Source organism: Bradyrhizobium sp. LTSPM299 (assembly GCF_000938235.1).
GTDB lineage: Bacteria > Pseudomonadota > Alphaproteobacteria > Rhizobiales > Xanthobacteraceae > Bradyrhizobium.
Genome location: NZ_JYMU01000045.1, coordinates 1 through 15,466, shown reverse-complemented (window position 1 = coordinate 15,466; position 15,466 = coordinate 1). Strand labels below are relative to the sequence as shown.

General features: G+C 64.0%; 16 protein-coding genes. 8 read left to right on the top strand and 8 right to left on the bottom strand.

Features of this window, described 5'->3' with window-relative positions:
- Nucleotides 1-272 precede the first annotated feature (272 nt).
- Nucleotides 273-974, top strand: a complete 702-nt coding sequence (ctrA, locus tag UP10_RS21935; protein ID WP_007600544.1) for a response regulator transcription factor CtrA — start codon at nt 273-275, stop codon at nt 972-974.
- A 90-nt stretch (nt 975-1,064) separates the two neighbouring features.
- Here ctrA and UP10_RS21930 read toward each other — a convergent pair whose 3' ends face one another.
- From UP10_RS21930 to UP10_RS21920, 3 genes are read right to left on the bottom strand one after another with little or no spacing between them, the layout of a single operon-like run.
- Nucleotides 1,065-2,678: a S53 family peptidase gene (locus UP10_RS21930; protein WP_044589356.1), complete on the bottom strand. Its 1,614-nt coding sequence runs from the start codon at nt 2,676-2,678 to the stop codon at nt 1,065-1,067.
- A gap of 16 nt (nt 2,679-2,694) precedes the next feature.
- Nucleotides 2,695-3,867, bottom strand: coding sequence for a hypothetical protein (locus tag UP10_RS44485; RefSeq protein ID WP_156180204.1), 1,173 nt, complete (start codon nt 3,865-3,867; stop codon nt 2,695-2,697).
- Between the two features lie 18 nt (nt 3,868-3,885).
- Complete coding sequence (locus UP10_RS21920; protein WP_044589355.1) at nt 3,886-4,143, bottom strand: hypothetical protein; 258 nt, start codon at nt 4,141-4,143, stop codon at nt 3,886-3,888.
- A gap of 362 nt (nt 4,144-4,505) precedes the next feature.
- Here UP10_RS21920 and UP10_RS21915 point away from each other — a divergent pair, with 362 nt between their 5' ends.
- The 7 genes from UP10_RS21915 to UP10_RS21890 all read left to right on the top strand — a co-directional run bounded on the left by UP10_RS21915 (nt 4,506) and on the right by UP10_RS21890 (nt 9,498).
- The gene (locus UP10_RS21915) at nt 4,506-5,399 is read left to right on the top strand and encodes a hypothetical protein (protein WP_044589354.1); all 894 of its coding nucleotides are present in this window, start codon (nt 4,506-4,508) and stop codon (nt 5,397-5,399) included.
- Nucleotides 5,384-6,349 carry an MvdC/MvdD family ATP grasp protein gene (locus UP10_RS21910; RefSeq protein ID WP_156180203.1) on the top strand — a complete coding sequence of 322 codons (966 nt, stop codon included), beginning with the start codon at nt 5,384-5,386 and terminating at the stop codon, nt 6,347-6,349. Before UP10_RS21915 ends, UP10_RS21910 begins: the two co-directional genes overlap by 16 nt.
- Before the next feature lie 91 nt (nt 6,350-6,440).
- The gene (locus UP10_RS21905; RefSeq protein WP_044589353.1) at nt 6,441-6,962 is read left to right on the top strand and encodes a hypothetical protein; all 522 of its coding nucleotides are present in this window, start codon (nt 6,441-6,443) and stop codon (nt 6,960-6,962) included.
- A 199-nt stretch (nt 6,963-7,161) separates the two neighbouring features.
- Nucleotides 7,162-7,566, top strand: a complete 405-nt coding sequence (locus UP10_RS21900) for a DUF350 domain-containing protein (RefSeq protein ID WP_044540264.1) — start codon at nt 7,162-7,164, stop codon at nt 7,564-7,566.
- Nucleotides 7,567-7,568: 2 nt separating this feature from the next.
- Entirely contained in the window at nt 7,569-7,985 is a 417-nt protein-coding gene (locus tag UP10_RS21895; RefSeq protein ID WP_044589352.1) for a hypothetical protein, read from the top strand.
- Between the two features lie 100 nt (nt 7,986-8,085).
- Nucleotides 8,086-8,307 (top strand): hypothetical protein, encoded by a 222-nt coding sequence (locus UP10_RS43220; protein WP_082077216.1) that lies wholly within the window; start codon nt 8,086-8,088, stop codon nt 8,305-8,307.
- Nucleotides 8,308-8,340: 33 nt separating this feature from the next.
- A complete protein-coding gene (locus UP10_RS21890; protein WP_044589351.1) occupies nt 8,341-9,498 on the top strand; it encodes a glutathionylspermidine synthase family protein in 1,158 nt (385 codons plus the stop codon).
- A 141-nt stretch (nt 9,499-9,639) separates the two neighbouring features.
- On the opposite strand, the gene UP10_RS21885 is transcribed toward UP10_RS21890, so the two are convergent.
- The 5 genes from UP10_RS21885 to UP10_RS21865 all read right to left on the bottom strand — a co-directional run bounded on the left by UP10_RS21885 (nt 9,640) and on the right by UP10_RS21865 (nt 15,464).
- A complete protein-coding gene (locus UP10_RS21885) occupies nt 9,640-10,512 on the bottom strand; it encodes a CheR family methyltransferase (protein WP_044589350.1) in 873 nt (290 codons plus the stop codon).
- A complete protein-coding gene (locus UP10_RS21880; RefSeq protein WP_044589349.1) occupies nt 10,509-11,687 on the bottom strand; it encodes a protein-glutamate methylesterase/protein-glutamine glutaminase in 1,179 nt (392 codons plus the stop codon). The genes UP10_RS21885 and UP10_RS21880 overlap by 4 nt, the downstream gene beginning before the upstream one ends.
- 132 nt (nt 11,688-11,819) lie before the next feature.
- Entirely contained in the window at nt 11,820-12,185 is a 366-nt protein-coding gene (locus tag UP10_RS21875) for a response regulator (RefSeq protein ID WP_044540270.1), read from the bottom strand.
- Between the two features lie 78 nt (nt 12,186-12,263).
- Nucleotides 12,264-12,734, bottom strand: a complete 471-nt coding sequence (locus tag UP10_RS21870) for a chemotaxis protein CheW (protein WP_044540291.1) — start codon at nt 12,732-12,734, stop codon at nt 12,264-12,266.
- A 12-nt stretch (nt 12,735-12,746) separates the two neighbouring features.
- Nucleotides 12,747-15,464 (bottom strand): hybrid sensor histidine kinase/response regulator, encoded by a 2,718-nt coding sequence (locus UP10_RS21865; protein ID WP_044588331.1) that lies wholly within the window; start codon nt 15,462-15,464, stop codon nt 12,747-12,749.
- Nucleotides 15,465-15,466: the final 2 nt, after the last annotated feature.

Below are 15,466 nucleotides of genomic sequence, written 5' to 3'. Positions count from 1 at the left end.
TTGCTCGCCCGTTCTGAGGAAGGGCGAGTCGCGAGAGTCGGTTAGGCCCGTCTCTTAATGTGGAATCTGAACGAGAACGGATAGCAAAAGGTTCTTCTACGCAATATCTTAGGGCGATTCGACAAAAATTGCACGGTTAGAGCTTGCGAAGCAGAATCAGTTTTTGTTAACCATATCTTGTCAGGATCCGAATCAGTTGTTCAAAGGCGTTTTGTAAGTGCCGCGAATGCGGCCGACCTGACGCCCGGAGCGGCGACGATGGGGAACTTGGCATGCGCGTTTTGCTGATTGAAGATGACAGCGCCGTCGCGCAGTCGATCGAGCTGATGCTCAAGTCCGAGAGTTTCAACGTCTATACGACGGACCTCGGGGAAGAGGGCGTCGATCTCGGCAAGCTCTACGATTACGACATTATCCTGCTCGACCTCAACCTGCCCGACATGTCCGGCTACGACGTGCTGAAGCAGCTGCGGGTGTCGAAGATCAAGACACCAATTCTGATCCTCTCCGGCCTCGCCGGCATCGAGGACAAGGTCAAGGGTCTCGGCGTCGGCGCCGACGACTACATGACCAAGCCCTTCCACAAGGACGAACTGGTCGCCCGCATCCACGCGATCGTGCGCCGCTCCAAGGGCCACGCCCAGTCGGTGATCCAGACCGGCGATCTCGTAGTCAATCTCGACACCAAGACGGTCGAGGTCGGCGGCCAGCGCGTGCATCTGACGGGCAAGGAATACCAGATGCTGGAGCTGCTCTCGCTCCGCAAGGGCACCACGCTCACCAAGGAAATGTTCCTCAACCACCTCTATGGCGGCATGGACGAGCCGGAGCTGAAGATCATCGACGTCTTCATCTGCAAGCTGCGCAAGAAGCTCGCCAACGCCTCCGAAGGCCGCAACTTCATCGAAACCGTGTGGGGCCGTGGCTACGTGCTGCGCGAGCCGCACGAAGTCGAAGAGCGAATTCCGGCCTAAGACTTCACGGGCTTCATGCAGCGAACCTCAGGGTTCACTCCTCCCGACTGGACCCCGCCGTAAATGGCGGGGTTTTTGTTTGTGGGGTGTTTACGCCACCAGGATTGCGGCCAGGGCCGTGACGAGATCGGCGCCTTTCGGAACACCCAATCCGGTGCAGGCATTCCAGCCGGCGCCCGCATCATAGCCCATGCCGTCGACACGGTTGTTGCCGTGCTCGATCGGCCTGAACAGGGCCGCATTGGAATAGAGCGCGGAATTGACGAAGCCGAGCGGCTTGTCGCGCCCTGCGTTGGCGATCGCGATCAGTCCGGCCCAGAGCGGAGCGGCCGCGCTGGTGCCGTCCTTGATCACCACGGCGCCGTTGAGAACGATACGGTAGCCTGGCGTACCGGAAGCGGCGGCGGCGACATCGGGAACGCCGCGCCGCATGGCGCCGTCATTGACCGATGGCGGCAGCGCCAGACCGGTTTGAAAGGCCGGCACCGAAAACACATCGCTGATGCCGCCGCCGGTCCCACTGGTGCCGTCGTTCCAGACAATCTCCTCGTTGCCAGCCGCGCCGGCGTTGCCGCTGGCGGGCTGTGTTCCGCCACAGCTCAGCGCGTAGGGGCTCGACGCAGGAAACCAGACATGCGCGTTACCGTCGTTCAATCCGCCGGTGGCGAGCTGGTCGCCGGCCGCGAACAGCACCGTGACGTTCAATCGCTTGGCGTCTGCCAACACCCCCTGCATCGCGTCGCGGGCCGAAGAACTCCAGAACGTCTCCGCGCTGCCCCAACTGACCGACAGCACCTGCGGCCGGTTGACGTCGTCGAAAATCGCCTGGTTGATCGCACCGACCATGCTCTGAATGGTGTTGCCTGCGAAATAGACCACGATCCGCGCCTTGGGCAGCAGGCTCGCCAGGATCTGGAGATCGAGCGCGATCTCCTCGTCGGGCACCGTGCCGCCCCCGAACTGATTGCCGGCCCCGGACGTCGCGGCGCCGGCAGGCACGGCGGGCTTGATCGTAACGGCCTGGTCGATGACTTTGGGAGCCTCACGTCCCATTGCGGCGAGCGCATGGGCCAGATCGGTTGCGAGGTAACCGCCACCCAGCGCGATGATGCCGACGCAGACCTTCGATACGTCGCGATCGAGCGGAATGCCGTAAAGCGCGGCAACGTCCGTCGGCCAGAGTCCGGCGCCCGCTCCGGCACCGGCGAGCGCGGTCAACCGCGGCACCGGCCTCGACACCGGCCGCTGATCGAAGCCAAGGATGGCGCGCACCCATGGCGCGATTTCCTTCGGCACCGCCATTGCGCCGACGCGGGCGCGGAAGCGGCTGTGACCATCATCGTAGATGCGCAGCGTCGCACCGAGGATCCCGGTCAGCAGGCGTGCCGTGGCTTCCAGCACGACGATGCGCTGGGACAGATCGATATCGAGCACCGCGACATGAAACCTGGCGGCCAGCTTCTTGATGCGCTCGGCGGCGCGGCCATGGGTGCGTTTGCGTTGCGTCGCGAGCGCGCGCCGCGTGATCGGCTTCGACAGCCGGGCGAGGTCTCCGGCACTTCCCGCTTGAAACGCATCGGGCGTGCGCCGCTTCAGATAGACCGTGATGACGATAACTTCGTCTGGATCGACCTCGCCGACATATGTCGCATCCGGCGGAGCGGCGCGATAACTGCCGGCGAGTTGTACCTTTTGGTCGGTCACCGATGCGCCCGCCGGCTCATTTTCCCTTGCAGTTCCGGTTGACCTTCGGCGGGGTCTGGGTGTCGTCGAGCGCGCAGAACGGGATCGACCAGACGAAGTCCGCCGACGTCGCGATCTGCGCGACGCCGCTCATGCCCTCGAAGATCGGCGGCTGGCTGGAGAAGCTCCAGTACCAGCTGGGCTGGATCGGGCCGAGCGGTGCGCCATTGTCGTCAAAGCCTGCCTGGGAGGTGGCGGCCCCCTTGCTGTCCCAGGCCGCCCGGCCGTGGCAGGTAATGCAGGATGATTGATCGACGAAGCCGTTTTCGGTGACCGAATTGCCGAGACGGACGTCGAGACCGGTGGCGTCAGTGAAGTCCGTCTGCGACCCCTTCAGGCAATAATTCGCAAATGCCGGATCCCAATCGGCGGCCGCGATCATGGCCTTCAGCGGAGGCGTCTTCACGCAATCGGGGTATCCCTGGTTTGCCTGCGAATTGGGGCTCACCGGACTGGTCTGCGCGCCGAAGGAGTCCCTGCATCCGATGATGTCGCATCGCGCCGGATTGAACTGGTGCTCGAACGTCGCCCAGGTCCAGTTCGGAACGGCCTTGGAGATGATGTGCATCGACACGAAGGCATATTGCTTGCCGTCGGCGCCGGTGTTGACATGATACAGCTTGGGTACATCGGCGAGCGTCACTTTGCCGCCGCTGAAGTCCGGAATATCCGTCACCAGCATCCAGTTCGCCTTGACCTCCATCGCGCCGACCGGAAACGAAATGGTCTTGCCGAACGCGGCGCGAAGGCCAGACACCTTGTACAAATTGTTCTGCACGATGAAGTCGAAGGATTCCTTGTTGCGCCGCGATTCCTCCAGCGCACCCTTGCCGGGCGGAATCGCCGGGAGCAGCTTGCCGGCTCTCTGCAGCGCTACCCGGCCCGCATCCGGCACCGCAGGTTCATGCAGCGCGAGCGGCGCCGGCGTCGTCGGAAACTGCGGATTCACCTTGAAGGTGTCGCTATCGCTGGCCCAGGTCTCGAACAGGGCATTGCTGCCGCCGGCGCGGGTATTGACCTGGATGAAGAATTGCCAGGCCAGCTGATCGGGTGAATTCATCGCCGGATTCGGCGTCGTCTGCGCCGCGACCGGAAGGCCGGGAAGCAAAAGCACACCACAGGCGAGCGCCGTCTTGATCGATCTCCTCATCTTGCTCTCCACTCGGGTTCAGGTTTGGAATCCGTCCGTCATCCAGCTCGAATAGATATCGAGCTGGTCCTGCGACCATTTGTGACCCGGCGGCATGAATCCGGATGAAAGCGCGGCGAATACGCGGCGTGCGTTGGCGTGGTCGGCAAAATCGTCATTGGCGAGCGGGTCGCACATCCAGGCGGCGTCGCCGAGATGAACATCTTTCGGAGTCATGCAACCGATGTCGCCCGGTCGGAACATCGGCAGGATGTCCGTGCCATAGCTCGTCGTCATGGCGATCACCGATCTCGTTCAACAATATACTTCAGGTTGTGTGTCATATAGACCGCTATTGCAGAGCCCGTTGTGAAGTGGATCACAACCTGGCATGGCAATTCGTCCCCTGATGCTGCGCAACAAGCTCGCCAACGCCTCCGAAGGCCGCAACTTCATCGACCCAAGCGTTACGGCTTCATGCCGCGAACCTCACGGTTCACTGCTCCCGACTGGACCCCGCCGCAAACGGCGGAGTTTTTGTTTGGGGCATTGTGAACCATATCACCTGTGAGCGATCGATATCTAGCGCACAATCGTGGCGGGAATTAATCCGGGTGTACTCCGGCCCGGGCTTCGTTCGCTGAACGAAGGGAACGCCGATGTTCATCCTGCTTGGAGCCTCAGATGATCCATGCCTCGCGGCGGTCAGCCGCGCGCTGGCCGGGCGGTCGCATGAAACGCGGACGATCAGCGATCCCTTTATGGATCTCGCGTGCACAGCCTGGCGGTTCGACAGCAACCGGTCGGACACTGCCCTGACGATCGGAGGCGAGACCGCTGCTATTGACGGCGTGTTGGCGGCACGACGCGTCGCCCGGCCCGTCCGGCCATCGGAGGAATGGTCGCAGGAGGACCTGTTCTACAATCAGGCCGAGGCCGAAGCCGCCATGCTCGGCTGGCTGTGGGGCCTGCCATGCCCGGTGGTCGATCGGCCGCCCGCATGGTCGTGGTACGGCATGCGGCGGCCGATCATGGTCTGGGGCGCCTTGCTGCGGCGACATGGCCTGCCGCCGCTCGACAGCGTCATCACCGGAGACGCCGGGGAGCTTTCAAGGTTTCTGGCGCGTCAGGGCGGAGCCGCCATTGAGCATGTGACAGGCCACGGGGCGCGCCAGCTCGTGCCCGAGACGGATGCAGCGAAGGTTGCGGAGCGCGCGTCACTGGCGCCCGTGCGACTGACAGAACTCCATCACGGCGCGTGGCGCGCCTGCGTGGCCGGGCCGCATTTGGTCTGGGATGACGGAACGCCGGATACGGCGAAAGACGTCTCCGCGCGGCTTTGCGCATTCGCCGCCGCAGCAGGCCTTGGGTTCGCGGAATTCATCGTCACGTCGGACAAGAGGCCGCGTGTGCTGGATATCGAACATCGTCCGCGCTTCGAATTGTTCGGTCCCGTCGCACGAGAGGCCATCGCGGAGGGCGTGGCCGATACGCTGACACAGAGCGGCGAGCTATCCGGCCACGCCAAGCCATTGTCATGGGTATTGTCATGATTCTGGTGTGCGGCAATGTCAGCGAACCCGTGACCGAGCTGGTGTGCGCGCGGCTTGAGGCGGAGGAACTCGCCTATCGGGTGCTGAGCCCGAACATCTCGACGGACTCCGCCCTGCAATCGACCGTGCACACACAATGGACCAACGGCGAATTCCACGGCGGATATTTTTCCGGTCCGGATTGGCGTCTCGACGTCGATGACCTGACGGGCGTGTATTTCAGGCCGCTGCAGGCGCCGGCAGCGGATTTGCCCGGAATTCCGGCCGCGGTGGCGCAGGCGCTTCAGGCACAGCGGATGGCCGCGCTCAGCGCAATTATCGATACGCTGCCCTGCCCGGTCGTCAACCCGGTCCTCGCCGGCATGTCGAACAGCAGCAAGCCGCACCAGGCAATGCTGATCCGCGCGTGCGGATTCCCGGTGCCTGCGACGCTGATCACCAACGATCCCGTTGCGGCACTTGCGTTCGCCGCCGAGCACAATGACGACATCATCTACAAATCCATCAGCGGGGTTCGCTCCATCGTTCGCCGTTTCGGTTCGCAACAGGCCGAGCGGCTGCCGCTGCTGCGTCACGGCCCGGCGCAGTTCCAGCAGCGAATCCAGGGCGCGGATGTTCGGGTCCACGTCGTTGCCGATCGGATCTTTGCCACCCGCATCGAGACGCCATCGGTCGACTACCGCTATGCCGCGGGCGATGGCGAGCCGATCCTGATGCAACCGACCGAACTGGCTTGCGAGGTCGCGCACAGATGCGTCGCGTTGACGAAGCGATTGGGCCTGTTGTTCGCCGGCATCGATTTGAAGGAAACACAAGACGGCGAATATTTCTGTTTCGAGGCCAATCCCTCGCCGGGCTTTTTGTTCTTCGAGCGCGCCACGGGCCAGCCGATCAGCACCGCGCTTGCGCATCTGCTTGCCGGCAGATCGCATTTAAGTGAAGCACGCTAAGATTGCATTTTCTCTTAGTGCTGCTTTATAGTGATATTCGCGGGGGTGGTTTTCCGGCAATTCATCATTCGATATTTTTGGAGAATTGATCATGGCCAAAGACCCCAAATCTTCCGAACCATTCGTTTCCCAGCAGGATAGGCCCGCCGTCGGCGCCGACACGCCCGTCAGCGAATTGCGCGTGCGCGACCTGCACGCGATCCTCTCGAACGCGGCGCACAACGCGCTGTTCAAGGCCCACAAGGACAAGGACCTGGAGAAGATCCACAAGGACTTCGACAAGACTCACCCCGACAAGCCACACAAGGAGGTCTTCGAGACGCAAATTCATGCGAAGCATATCGAAAAGCAACATTTGGAGAAGTTTCAGCCGGAAAAGGTCCATCCTGACAAGATCCAGCCCGACAAGCTGCAGAAAGAATTCAAGGAAATCGACAAGCACACGAAGGAGGCGACGAAGGACGCCCTCGACCAGTTCAAGAACATTCCTGAACTGCCGCCCGATCCAACCACGATCGGAGGCGATCCGGCCGCGCAGATCAGTCAGTTGCAGGCCACCGTCGACCAGCTCACGAGCGAGGTTGCCGAGCTGAAAGCCAAGACCGGAAAATGAACGCGCGCGGCCACGATTTCGGACAGCGATGAAACGAACAGCGCCTCGCCTGACGGCGGGCGCTGTTTGTGGCCATGCCCCCCAAGGTCACGGCATTCCACACGATGTCCCCTGAACCTGATACGGACGTGCACCGACCAACAGATCGTGTCATCCTTCCGGCACACGATTCTTGAGGATCCACGGGGCGCGCCACGACATGATCCTGCAATCCCTCGCCGGCCTGCCGGCATTCCTGGTCTATTTCTGCACGGCGCTGATCGCCGTGGTCGCCTATCTCTTCGTCTACACGCGTGTCACGCCGCACGACGAGTTTCAGCTGATCCGCGACAACGATCCGGCGGCAGCGATTGCGCTGGGCCTGAGCCTGCTCGGCTTCGTGCTGCCCGTCGTCAGCGCCATCGCCCACTCCGCCAATGTCGTGGACTGCCTGATCTGGAGCATGATCGCGCTGATCGTGCAGATCATCGTCTACTACATCGTGAAGATCCCGGTGCCGAACCTATCGGCGCGGATCGCCTCCGGAGAGATGGCCGCAGCGATCTGGCTCGGGCTGTCCTCGCTGGCCGCAGGCGCGCTGAACGCGGCCTGCATGATCTACTGACCATGGCAACCAAACCGAATCCGGAATTCGGCAGGCGCCGGCCCGCTGCGCCGCCGCAGCCGGGTCCGCCGGTCAAGCGCTCCAACCACGTTGCGCTATTGGTGATGGGCACGCTCGCGGTCGGCGGCAGCGCCTATGCGCTGATGCCGCGCCAGACTTGCCAGCCCCCGCAGCCACCGCCGCCGGGCATCGCCGCGCCTGCGGTGCCGCAACCCGGCGTCGACTGCGCGCCGCGCAACTCATCGTCGTCCGGCGGCCATGGTGGCAGCGGCGGCAGTTGGTCGTCGCGCAGCAGCTTCTTCAGCAGCGATTCCTCATCCGGCGGCGGCTCGTCATCGTCATCCGCCGCCAGCGCGAGTTCGGTGAGCCGCGGCGGCTTTGGCTCGTTCGCGCACGCGTTCGGTTTTGGCGGTGGCTGACGTCGTTGCTGCACGTTGCTGTGTGATCGCATGCTTTCGCTTGCCCAGCCGTCGCATGTGATGGACACTTAAGGCCGCTTACCGGGGGAGGATCGCATCCATGAAACGCTCACGACGTGTCGTGCTGACAATGATGGGGACTTCAGCCATTGGCGCAGTCTCGATGGGATTTGCGCCACGGCGTGGTTGCGGTCCCGGCAACGTCCTGATCCCCGGTCCCGACGGCCGGCCCTATTGCCGGCCCGCCTATGGCGGCTTCGGCGCCGCCCCGCGTCGCTTCGGCGGCCACCCTCATGGCGGTCACCCGCATGGCGGCGGTTGACGCACGCTTTGTCTGACGCAAACGCGATGACCCATGCAGCGCATTGAATGCCCCGAACGCGACGACTGGCGTGAGACGGCGGAGCGCGCCGGCTTCGATTTTCACACCATCGACGGCGAACGCTACTGGGACGAGCGCGCCTACTACGCCTTCACGCTCGATGAAATCGAACGCGGCATCGAGGCGCCAACCGGCGAGATCGACGCGATGTGCCTCGAGCTCGCCGGCCGCGCGGTCGACGACGAGGCCTATCTGCGCCGGCTGAAAATTCCGGAAGCCTTCTGGAACCTGATCTCGGAGAGCTGGCACCGCGATCAGCTCAGCCTCTACGGCCGGCTCGATCTCAAATTCGATGGCAACGGCCCTGCCAAGCTGCTCGAATACAACGCCGACACGCCGACCTCGATCTTCGAGGCGGCGGTGTTTCAATGGACCTGGCTCGAACAGGCGATCGAACGCAACATCATCCCGAAGCGCGCCGACCAGTTCAACTCGATCCACGAGCACCTGATCGAGGCCTGGAAGAAGCTCGGCGGTTCGCATCTGCTGCATCTCACCGGCATGACCGGAAATGCCGAGGACGCCGGCACGCTCGCCTATCTCGAGGACACCGCGGCCCAGGCGGGTCTGACAACGACGCTGCTCGACATCGAGGAGATCGGGCTGCGTGACGACGGGCAATTCGTCGACCTCGATGACCGCGCAATGGAGCTCGCATTCAAGCTCTATCCTTGGGAATGGATGTTCCACGACGCGTTCGGCAAGGATCTCGCAAAGGCGCCGACGCGCTGGATCGAGCCGCCGTGGAAGGCAATTCTGTCGAACAAGGGCATCCTGCCGCTGTTGTGGGAGATGTTTCCCAACCATCCCAATTTGCTGCCGGCCTATTTCGAGGACGACCCGCAGGCCGCACAGCTCGGCACGTCCTTTGTGCGCAAACCGATCTATTCGCGCGAGGGCGCCAATATCGAGCTGGTCAGCGCCGGCACCACGCTGGCCGCGCAGGAAGGACCCTACGGCGCCGAGGGCTTCATTCGCCAGGCGCTGGCGCCGCTGCCGAATTTTTCGGGGCAGTATCCGGTGCTCGGCAGCTGGCTGGTCGATCACACGCCGTGCGGCCTGTCGATCCGCGAGGACGAGAACCCGATCACCGGCAATACGTCGCGTTTTCTGCCGCACGCGATTTTGTAAATGGAGAGAGGCGAACGCTTCCGCGCCCGTCATTGCGAGGAGCGAAGCGACGAAGCAATCCATGCCTCCGCTTGCGGAAAGATGGATTGCTTCGCTTCGCTCGCAATGACGTGGAAAGAACCGCGATCGCCTCGCTTCAACTCAACGCGCAGCCGAGGCCACGGCCTTCAGCACATGCGGCGCGCCACCGGCGCGTGCCACCGGCGCGGTGTTCGGCTGATAGAGCCCGCGCCTGTCGGGATAGGGTCTGAAGGCGCTGGTGATGCCGACGACGGATTCGGCGGCGCCGAGCGCCAGCACGCCGTCGGGCTCGAGCATCCGGACGAGCTTGGCGAAGATGCCGGCCTTGGTGTTCTGGTCGAAATAGATCAGCACGTTGCGGCAGAAGATCACGTCGAAGGTGCCGAGATGGGAGATGTCCTGCAGCAGATTGAGCTGGCGGTGCTGCACCATGCCGCGGATATCGGCGTTGAGCTGCCAGAGCTCGCCCTTCTGTGTGAAATACTTCACCAGCATCTGGATCGGCAGGCCGCGCTGCACCTCGAACTGGCTGAACAGGCCGGCCCTGGCCTTTTCCAGCACCGCCTGCGACAGATCGGTGGCGATAATCTCGACGCGCCAGCCGGTGAACAGCGCGGTCATTTCCTTCACCAGCATCGCGATCGAATAGGGCTCCTGTCCGGTCGAGCCGGCCGCGCACCAGATGCGCAGGCCGCGCCGCGCCGCGCGCGCTTGCGCAAGCGCCGGCAGCACCGCTTCCTTCAAATGGTCGAATGGAATCTTGTCGCGGAAGAAGAACGTCTCGTTGGTGGTCATCGCCTCGACCACGTCTGATGTCAGCGCCTCGGCGCCGCCCTTCATCTTCTGGACCAGCTCGGGGATGCCGGCTAGGTTCGACCGGCGCGCCAGCGGCACCAGCCGGCTCTCCACCAGATATTGCTTGTCGGCGGAGAGATCGAGGCCGGAACGCTCTTTCAGCAGCTTACGCAGATACTCATAGTCCAGGGGCGTCACGAACGGTCTCCCGAAAACGCACGAACAAGTTTCGGCGCGATCTGATTGAGCGGCAGCACGGCGGCGCAGATGCCGGCGTTGGCGGCCGCACCGGGCATGCCCCACACCACGCTCGAGGCTTCGTCCTGCGCGATCACGCTGCCGCCGGCCGCGACGATGTCCTTGCCGCCACGCATGCCGTCGGAGCCCATGCCGGTCAGGATCACCGACATGATACTGCCCTGCCAGACGTCGATCGCGGACGTGAACATCGGATCGACCGCGGGCTTGCAGAAATTGATCGGGGGGCCGTCGTCGAGCGCGATCACGGCATCGATGCCATGGCGGACCACGCGCATGTGGCGGCCGCCCGGCGCAAGATAGATCTGGCCAGGCTTGACGGTCTCGCCGTCAACAGCCTCATGGGCCGGGCGCTTGCTGGTGCGCGCAAGGTGCTCGGCGAGAATGGTGGTGAAAGTCGGCGGCATGTGCTGGGTGATCAGCACCGGGAAACGATCGATCAGCGGCCCGATCTCGGCGACCAGCGACATCAGCGCCTGCGGGCCGCCGGTCGAAGCGCCGATCAGGAGCACCTTCGGCGGCAGCAGGCCGTACGCGCGGCGGGCGATTGGAACTGGCGCAGCCGGCGCCGGCGCCGGTGCCGCGCCCGGAGCCGCCGCACGCAACCTGTCCTGGCTCGGCGCGAGCGGCGGGCTCGCCGAATTGTGACCCGCGCCGCGCCGCGCCTTGGCGCCGAGATGACGGATCTTCTGGATCAGATCGTGGCGGAAGGTTTCCGCGGCGGTCGCCTCGCGCGTGCTTTCCGGCTTTGGAATGTAATCGGATGCGCCGAGCGACAGCGCCTTGAGGCTGATCTCCGCGTTGCGGCGGGTCAGCGTCGACGCCATGATGACGACGAGGTCGCGCTTCTTGGCCAACAGCTGCGGCAGCGCCGAGATGCCGTCGAGATCTGGCATTTCGATATCGAGCACCGCGACATCGGGGTTGATGCGCTCGAGCTGGTTGACGGCGTCGAGGCCGGTGCGCAGGGAAGCCGTGACCTCCATGTCGGGCTCGGCGCCGATCCAGCGCGAGATCATCCCGCGGATCACCACGGAATCGTCGACTACCATCACCCGGACCTTGTCGGTCCGGGTCGATGTCGGGGCCGTAGCACTTGTCAACGCAACACTCATAACTTCACCAGCGACGCAACGGCACAGATTACGAACGTTGAGCCGGAGGCTTCCGCCGCCGGATCGAACGCAGACTTTGGTTCAGCATGACCTTCGCGCGAACGCTGTGCGTTTGTCGCGAGGGATCATGCTCTAGAGGAGTCCGACTTCCTGGAACTTCGCGGTGACGATGTCCTTGTCGAACGGCTTCATGATGTATTCGTTGGCACCGGCATGCAGCGCACGCGCGATATGCGCGACGTCGTTTTCGGTGGTGCAGAACACCACCTTCGGCACATCGCCGCCGGGCATGCGGCGCAAATTGCCGAGGAACTCGTAGCCGTCCATGACGGGCATGTTCCAGTCGAGCAGCACCGCATCAGGCAGCCCGCGCTTGCAAACTTCGAGCGCCTTCTCACCATCTTCGGCTTCGGTGATCTGGAAATCGAGACCTTCCAGGATGCGGCGGGCGACCTTGCGAATGACGCTTGAGTCATCGACAACAAGACACGTTCTCATTTGCGACCTCTACTTCCTCATCCCCACAGGGATGTTTAGGTTCTTCAGTTCAACTCGCCCTGATCTCACGCCGCCTTGTCAGGCTGCTTTGGCGTCGGGCATCAATTCGAGTACGCGATCGACGTCGAGGACGACCATGAGCTGACCGTCGAGGCGGTGGACCCCGCCGGCGAGCTTGGCCATGCGGGGATCGAGGTTGACGGGGTTTTCCTCGCAGCCGTCGTCGGGCAGCCGCAGCACCTCGCCGATCTGGTCGATCAGGAGGCCATAGGATTCCCCGCGCAGGTCGACACCGACCGCCATCGGCGGCTTGCCGTCATCGGCCTTCGGCAGCCCGAGCCGGGCGCGCATGTCGACCACGGTGACGATGCGGCCGCGCAGATTGAGCACGCCGGCGATCTCGGCGGATGACAGCGGCACCCGCGTCAGCCGCTCCGGCATGAACACGTCCTGCACCCGCGAGATCGGCAGCCCGAACAGCTGGCCGCCGATCACGGCGGTGACGTATTCGACCATCGCGCCTTCGCTTGTCTCGGTCTTGCTGGTCATCATGACAGTTCCTTAAGCCGCCCGGCGCAGTTCGGCGGTCTGTTCCTTCAGCGCCGCGATCAGGCCGGGACGGTCGAACTTGGCGACATAATCGTGGAAGCCGGCCTGCCGGCCGCGCTCGATCGCCGCCGGCGACACCATCGCCGACAGCGCGATGATCGGCAGCCCGGTCAGATTGTTGTCGGAACGGATGCTTTCGGCGAACTCGAAGCCGTTCATCTCGGGCATCTCGATGTCGGTCAGCACGACGTCGAAGGCCTGCCCCGAACGCAGCACGGCAAGCCCCTCCTGCGCGTTCGGCGCGGTCCGCACCTTGTAGCCGGCGGCCTTCAGCACCGGCGCCAGCATGTTGCGGAAGAAGGCACTGTCATCGACCAGCAGCACGGATTGCGAACTTGCCGAGGGGCGCATCTCCTTGCGCGAGAACCAGTCGGCAAACGCCATCGGCAGGAAGTGGCCGACGTCGATCACCTCGGTGGCCTGGCCCTTGATCACGGCCGAGCCGAGGATACCCTCCTGCGAGCCCGCGACCTCGATGTTGAGCCGCTCCTCGACGATGTCGATGATCTCGTCGACCACCAGCCCCATCGAGCGGCCGTCGTCGGCGAACACCAGGATCGGCTGCGCACCTTGCGTCTGCACATTGACGCCGGCCATCTGCACCAGCGGCATCAGCTGCTCGCGGTACTGCACCATGTAGCGACCGTTCGAGAGTTCGATCTTGTCGGTTGCGATCTCCTCCAGCCGGGTGACGAGGCCGAGCGGCACCGCCTTGGGCTGGCTGGAGCCGGCACGGAACACCAACAGCGAGGTCAGTTGCTCGCCGGACGAGGCATGGGCCGAGGCGCTGTCGTCGGCCATGTCATGGGCCGAGGAGCCGGAGGCGCCGAGCGCTTTGGCGATGCCGTTGGGGTCGATGATCATGATCACGGCGCCATCGCCCAGGATGGTGTTGCCGGAGAACATGTCGATGTGGCGCAGCTTCGTGGACATCGGCTTGACCACGATCTCCTCGGTGTGGAACACGCCGTCGACCACGATGCCAAAGGTCTGGCTGCCGACCTGCGTCACCACGATGAAGCCGTTCTCGGGATCGGAGGTCGCGCCGTCGTCGATCTTCAGGAGCTTCTTGAGGTGGATCAGCGGCAGCAGCTTGTTGCGCAGCCGCAACACCGCGGTGTCCTTGATCCGCTCGATGCGGTGCTCGGAGTTGGCCCGCGCCCGCACCAGCTCGACCACGGCGAGCTGCGGGATCGCAAAGCGGTCACCGCCGGCTTCCACGATCAGGGCGGAGACGATCGCGAGCGTCAGCGGGATCTTGATGGTGACGGAGGCGCCCTCGCCGGCCACGCTCTTGATGTCGATGGTGCCGCCGATCTGGTCGATATTGGTGCGGACCACGTCCATGCCGACGCCGCGGCCGGAGACCGAGGTGATGGCGGCGGCAGTCGAGAAGCCCGGCGCGAAGATGAACTTGTGGATCTGCGCCTCGGTCATCTTCTCCAGTTCAGCCTCGGTGACGAGACCGTTCTGGACTGCCTTGGCCTTGATCCGCTCGGTGTTGAGCCCGCGGCCATTGTCGGCGATGCAGATGATGATGTGGCCGCCCTCGTGATAGGCAGAGAGCCGGATGGTGCCCTGCTCGCCCTTGCCGGCGGCGACCCGCTCGGCCGTGGTCTCCAGGCCGTGGTCGGCGGAGTTGCGCACCATGTGCGTCAACGGATCCTTGATCAGGTCGAGCACCTGGCGGTCGAGCTCGGTGTCGGCGCCGTGCATCTCCAGCTCGATCTGCTTGCCGAGTTCGCCGGAGAGGTCGCGGACGATGCGGGGCAGCTTCTGCCAGGCGTTGCCAATCGGCTGCATCCGCGTCTTCATGACGCCTTCCTGCAGCTCGGCGGTGACGTTGGACAGACGCTGCAGCGGCACCTTGAACTCGGTGTCCTCGTTGCGGCGGGAGATCTCCAGCAGCTGGTTGCGGGTCAGGACCAGCTCGGAGACCATGGTCATGAGATGTTCGAGGGTGTCGACGTTGACCCGGATCGACTGGTTGGCGATCTTGTCGCCTTCCGGGACGTCGCCCTCGGCGGCAGCCGCCTTGCGGGCCGGCTTCTTCGCGACCTCGGCGGGCTCGGCTGCGGCAACCGCAGCAACCGCAGGCGCGGCGGGTTTGGCGACAGGCGCGGGGACGACCACTTCGGGCGCGGTCTCGCGGAAAGCGCGTTCGAGTTCGTCGAGCGAGACCTCGCCGGGGCGCAACGGACGCTCCAGCGTCTGCACCACCAGCGTGCCTTCGGACATCGCCGGCTGCACGGGAGGTGCGGCGACCTCAGGCATTTCTTCAGCTGCAGCAGCGGCCATGGCGGCCATGCCGCGCTCGACCATGGCTTCCAATTGATCGATCAGATCGCGGTCGTCGCCTTCAGGCTCGGCCTCGGTGGCCTCGAGCCCTGCCAGGATCTCCTTGATGCGGTCGATCGAGGACAGGATCAGTGTCACGGCCTCAGCCTTGACCGGCATGCCGTCGCGGAATTTACCCATCAGGGTCTCGCCGGCATGCGCCAGCGCTTCCAGCCGCGGCAGGCCGAGGAAGCCGCAGGTCCCCTTGATGGTGTGCACCAGGCGGAAGATGTTATCGAGAATCTTCGCGTTGTTGGGGTCCTGCTCGAACCGAACCAACTGGTTGTCGACCGTGTCGAGGCTCTCGCCGGTTTCGGTCAAGAACTCCCGCAACA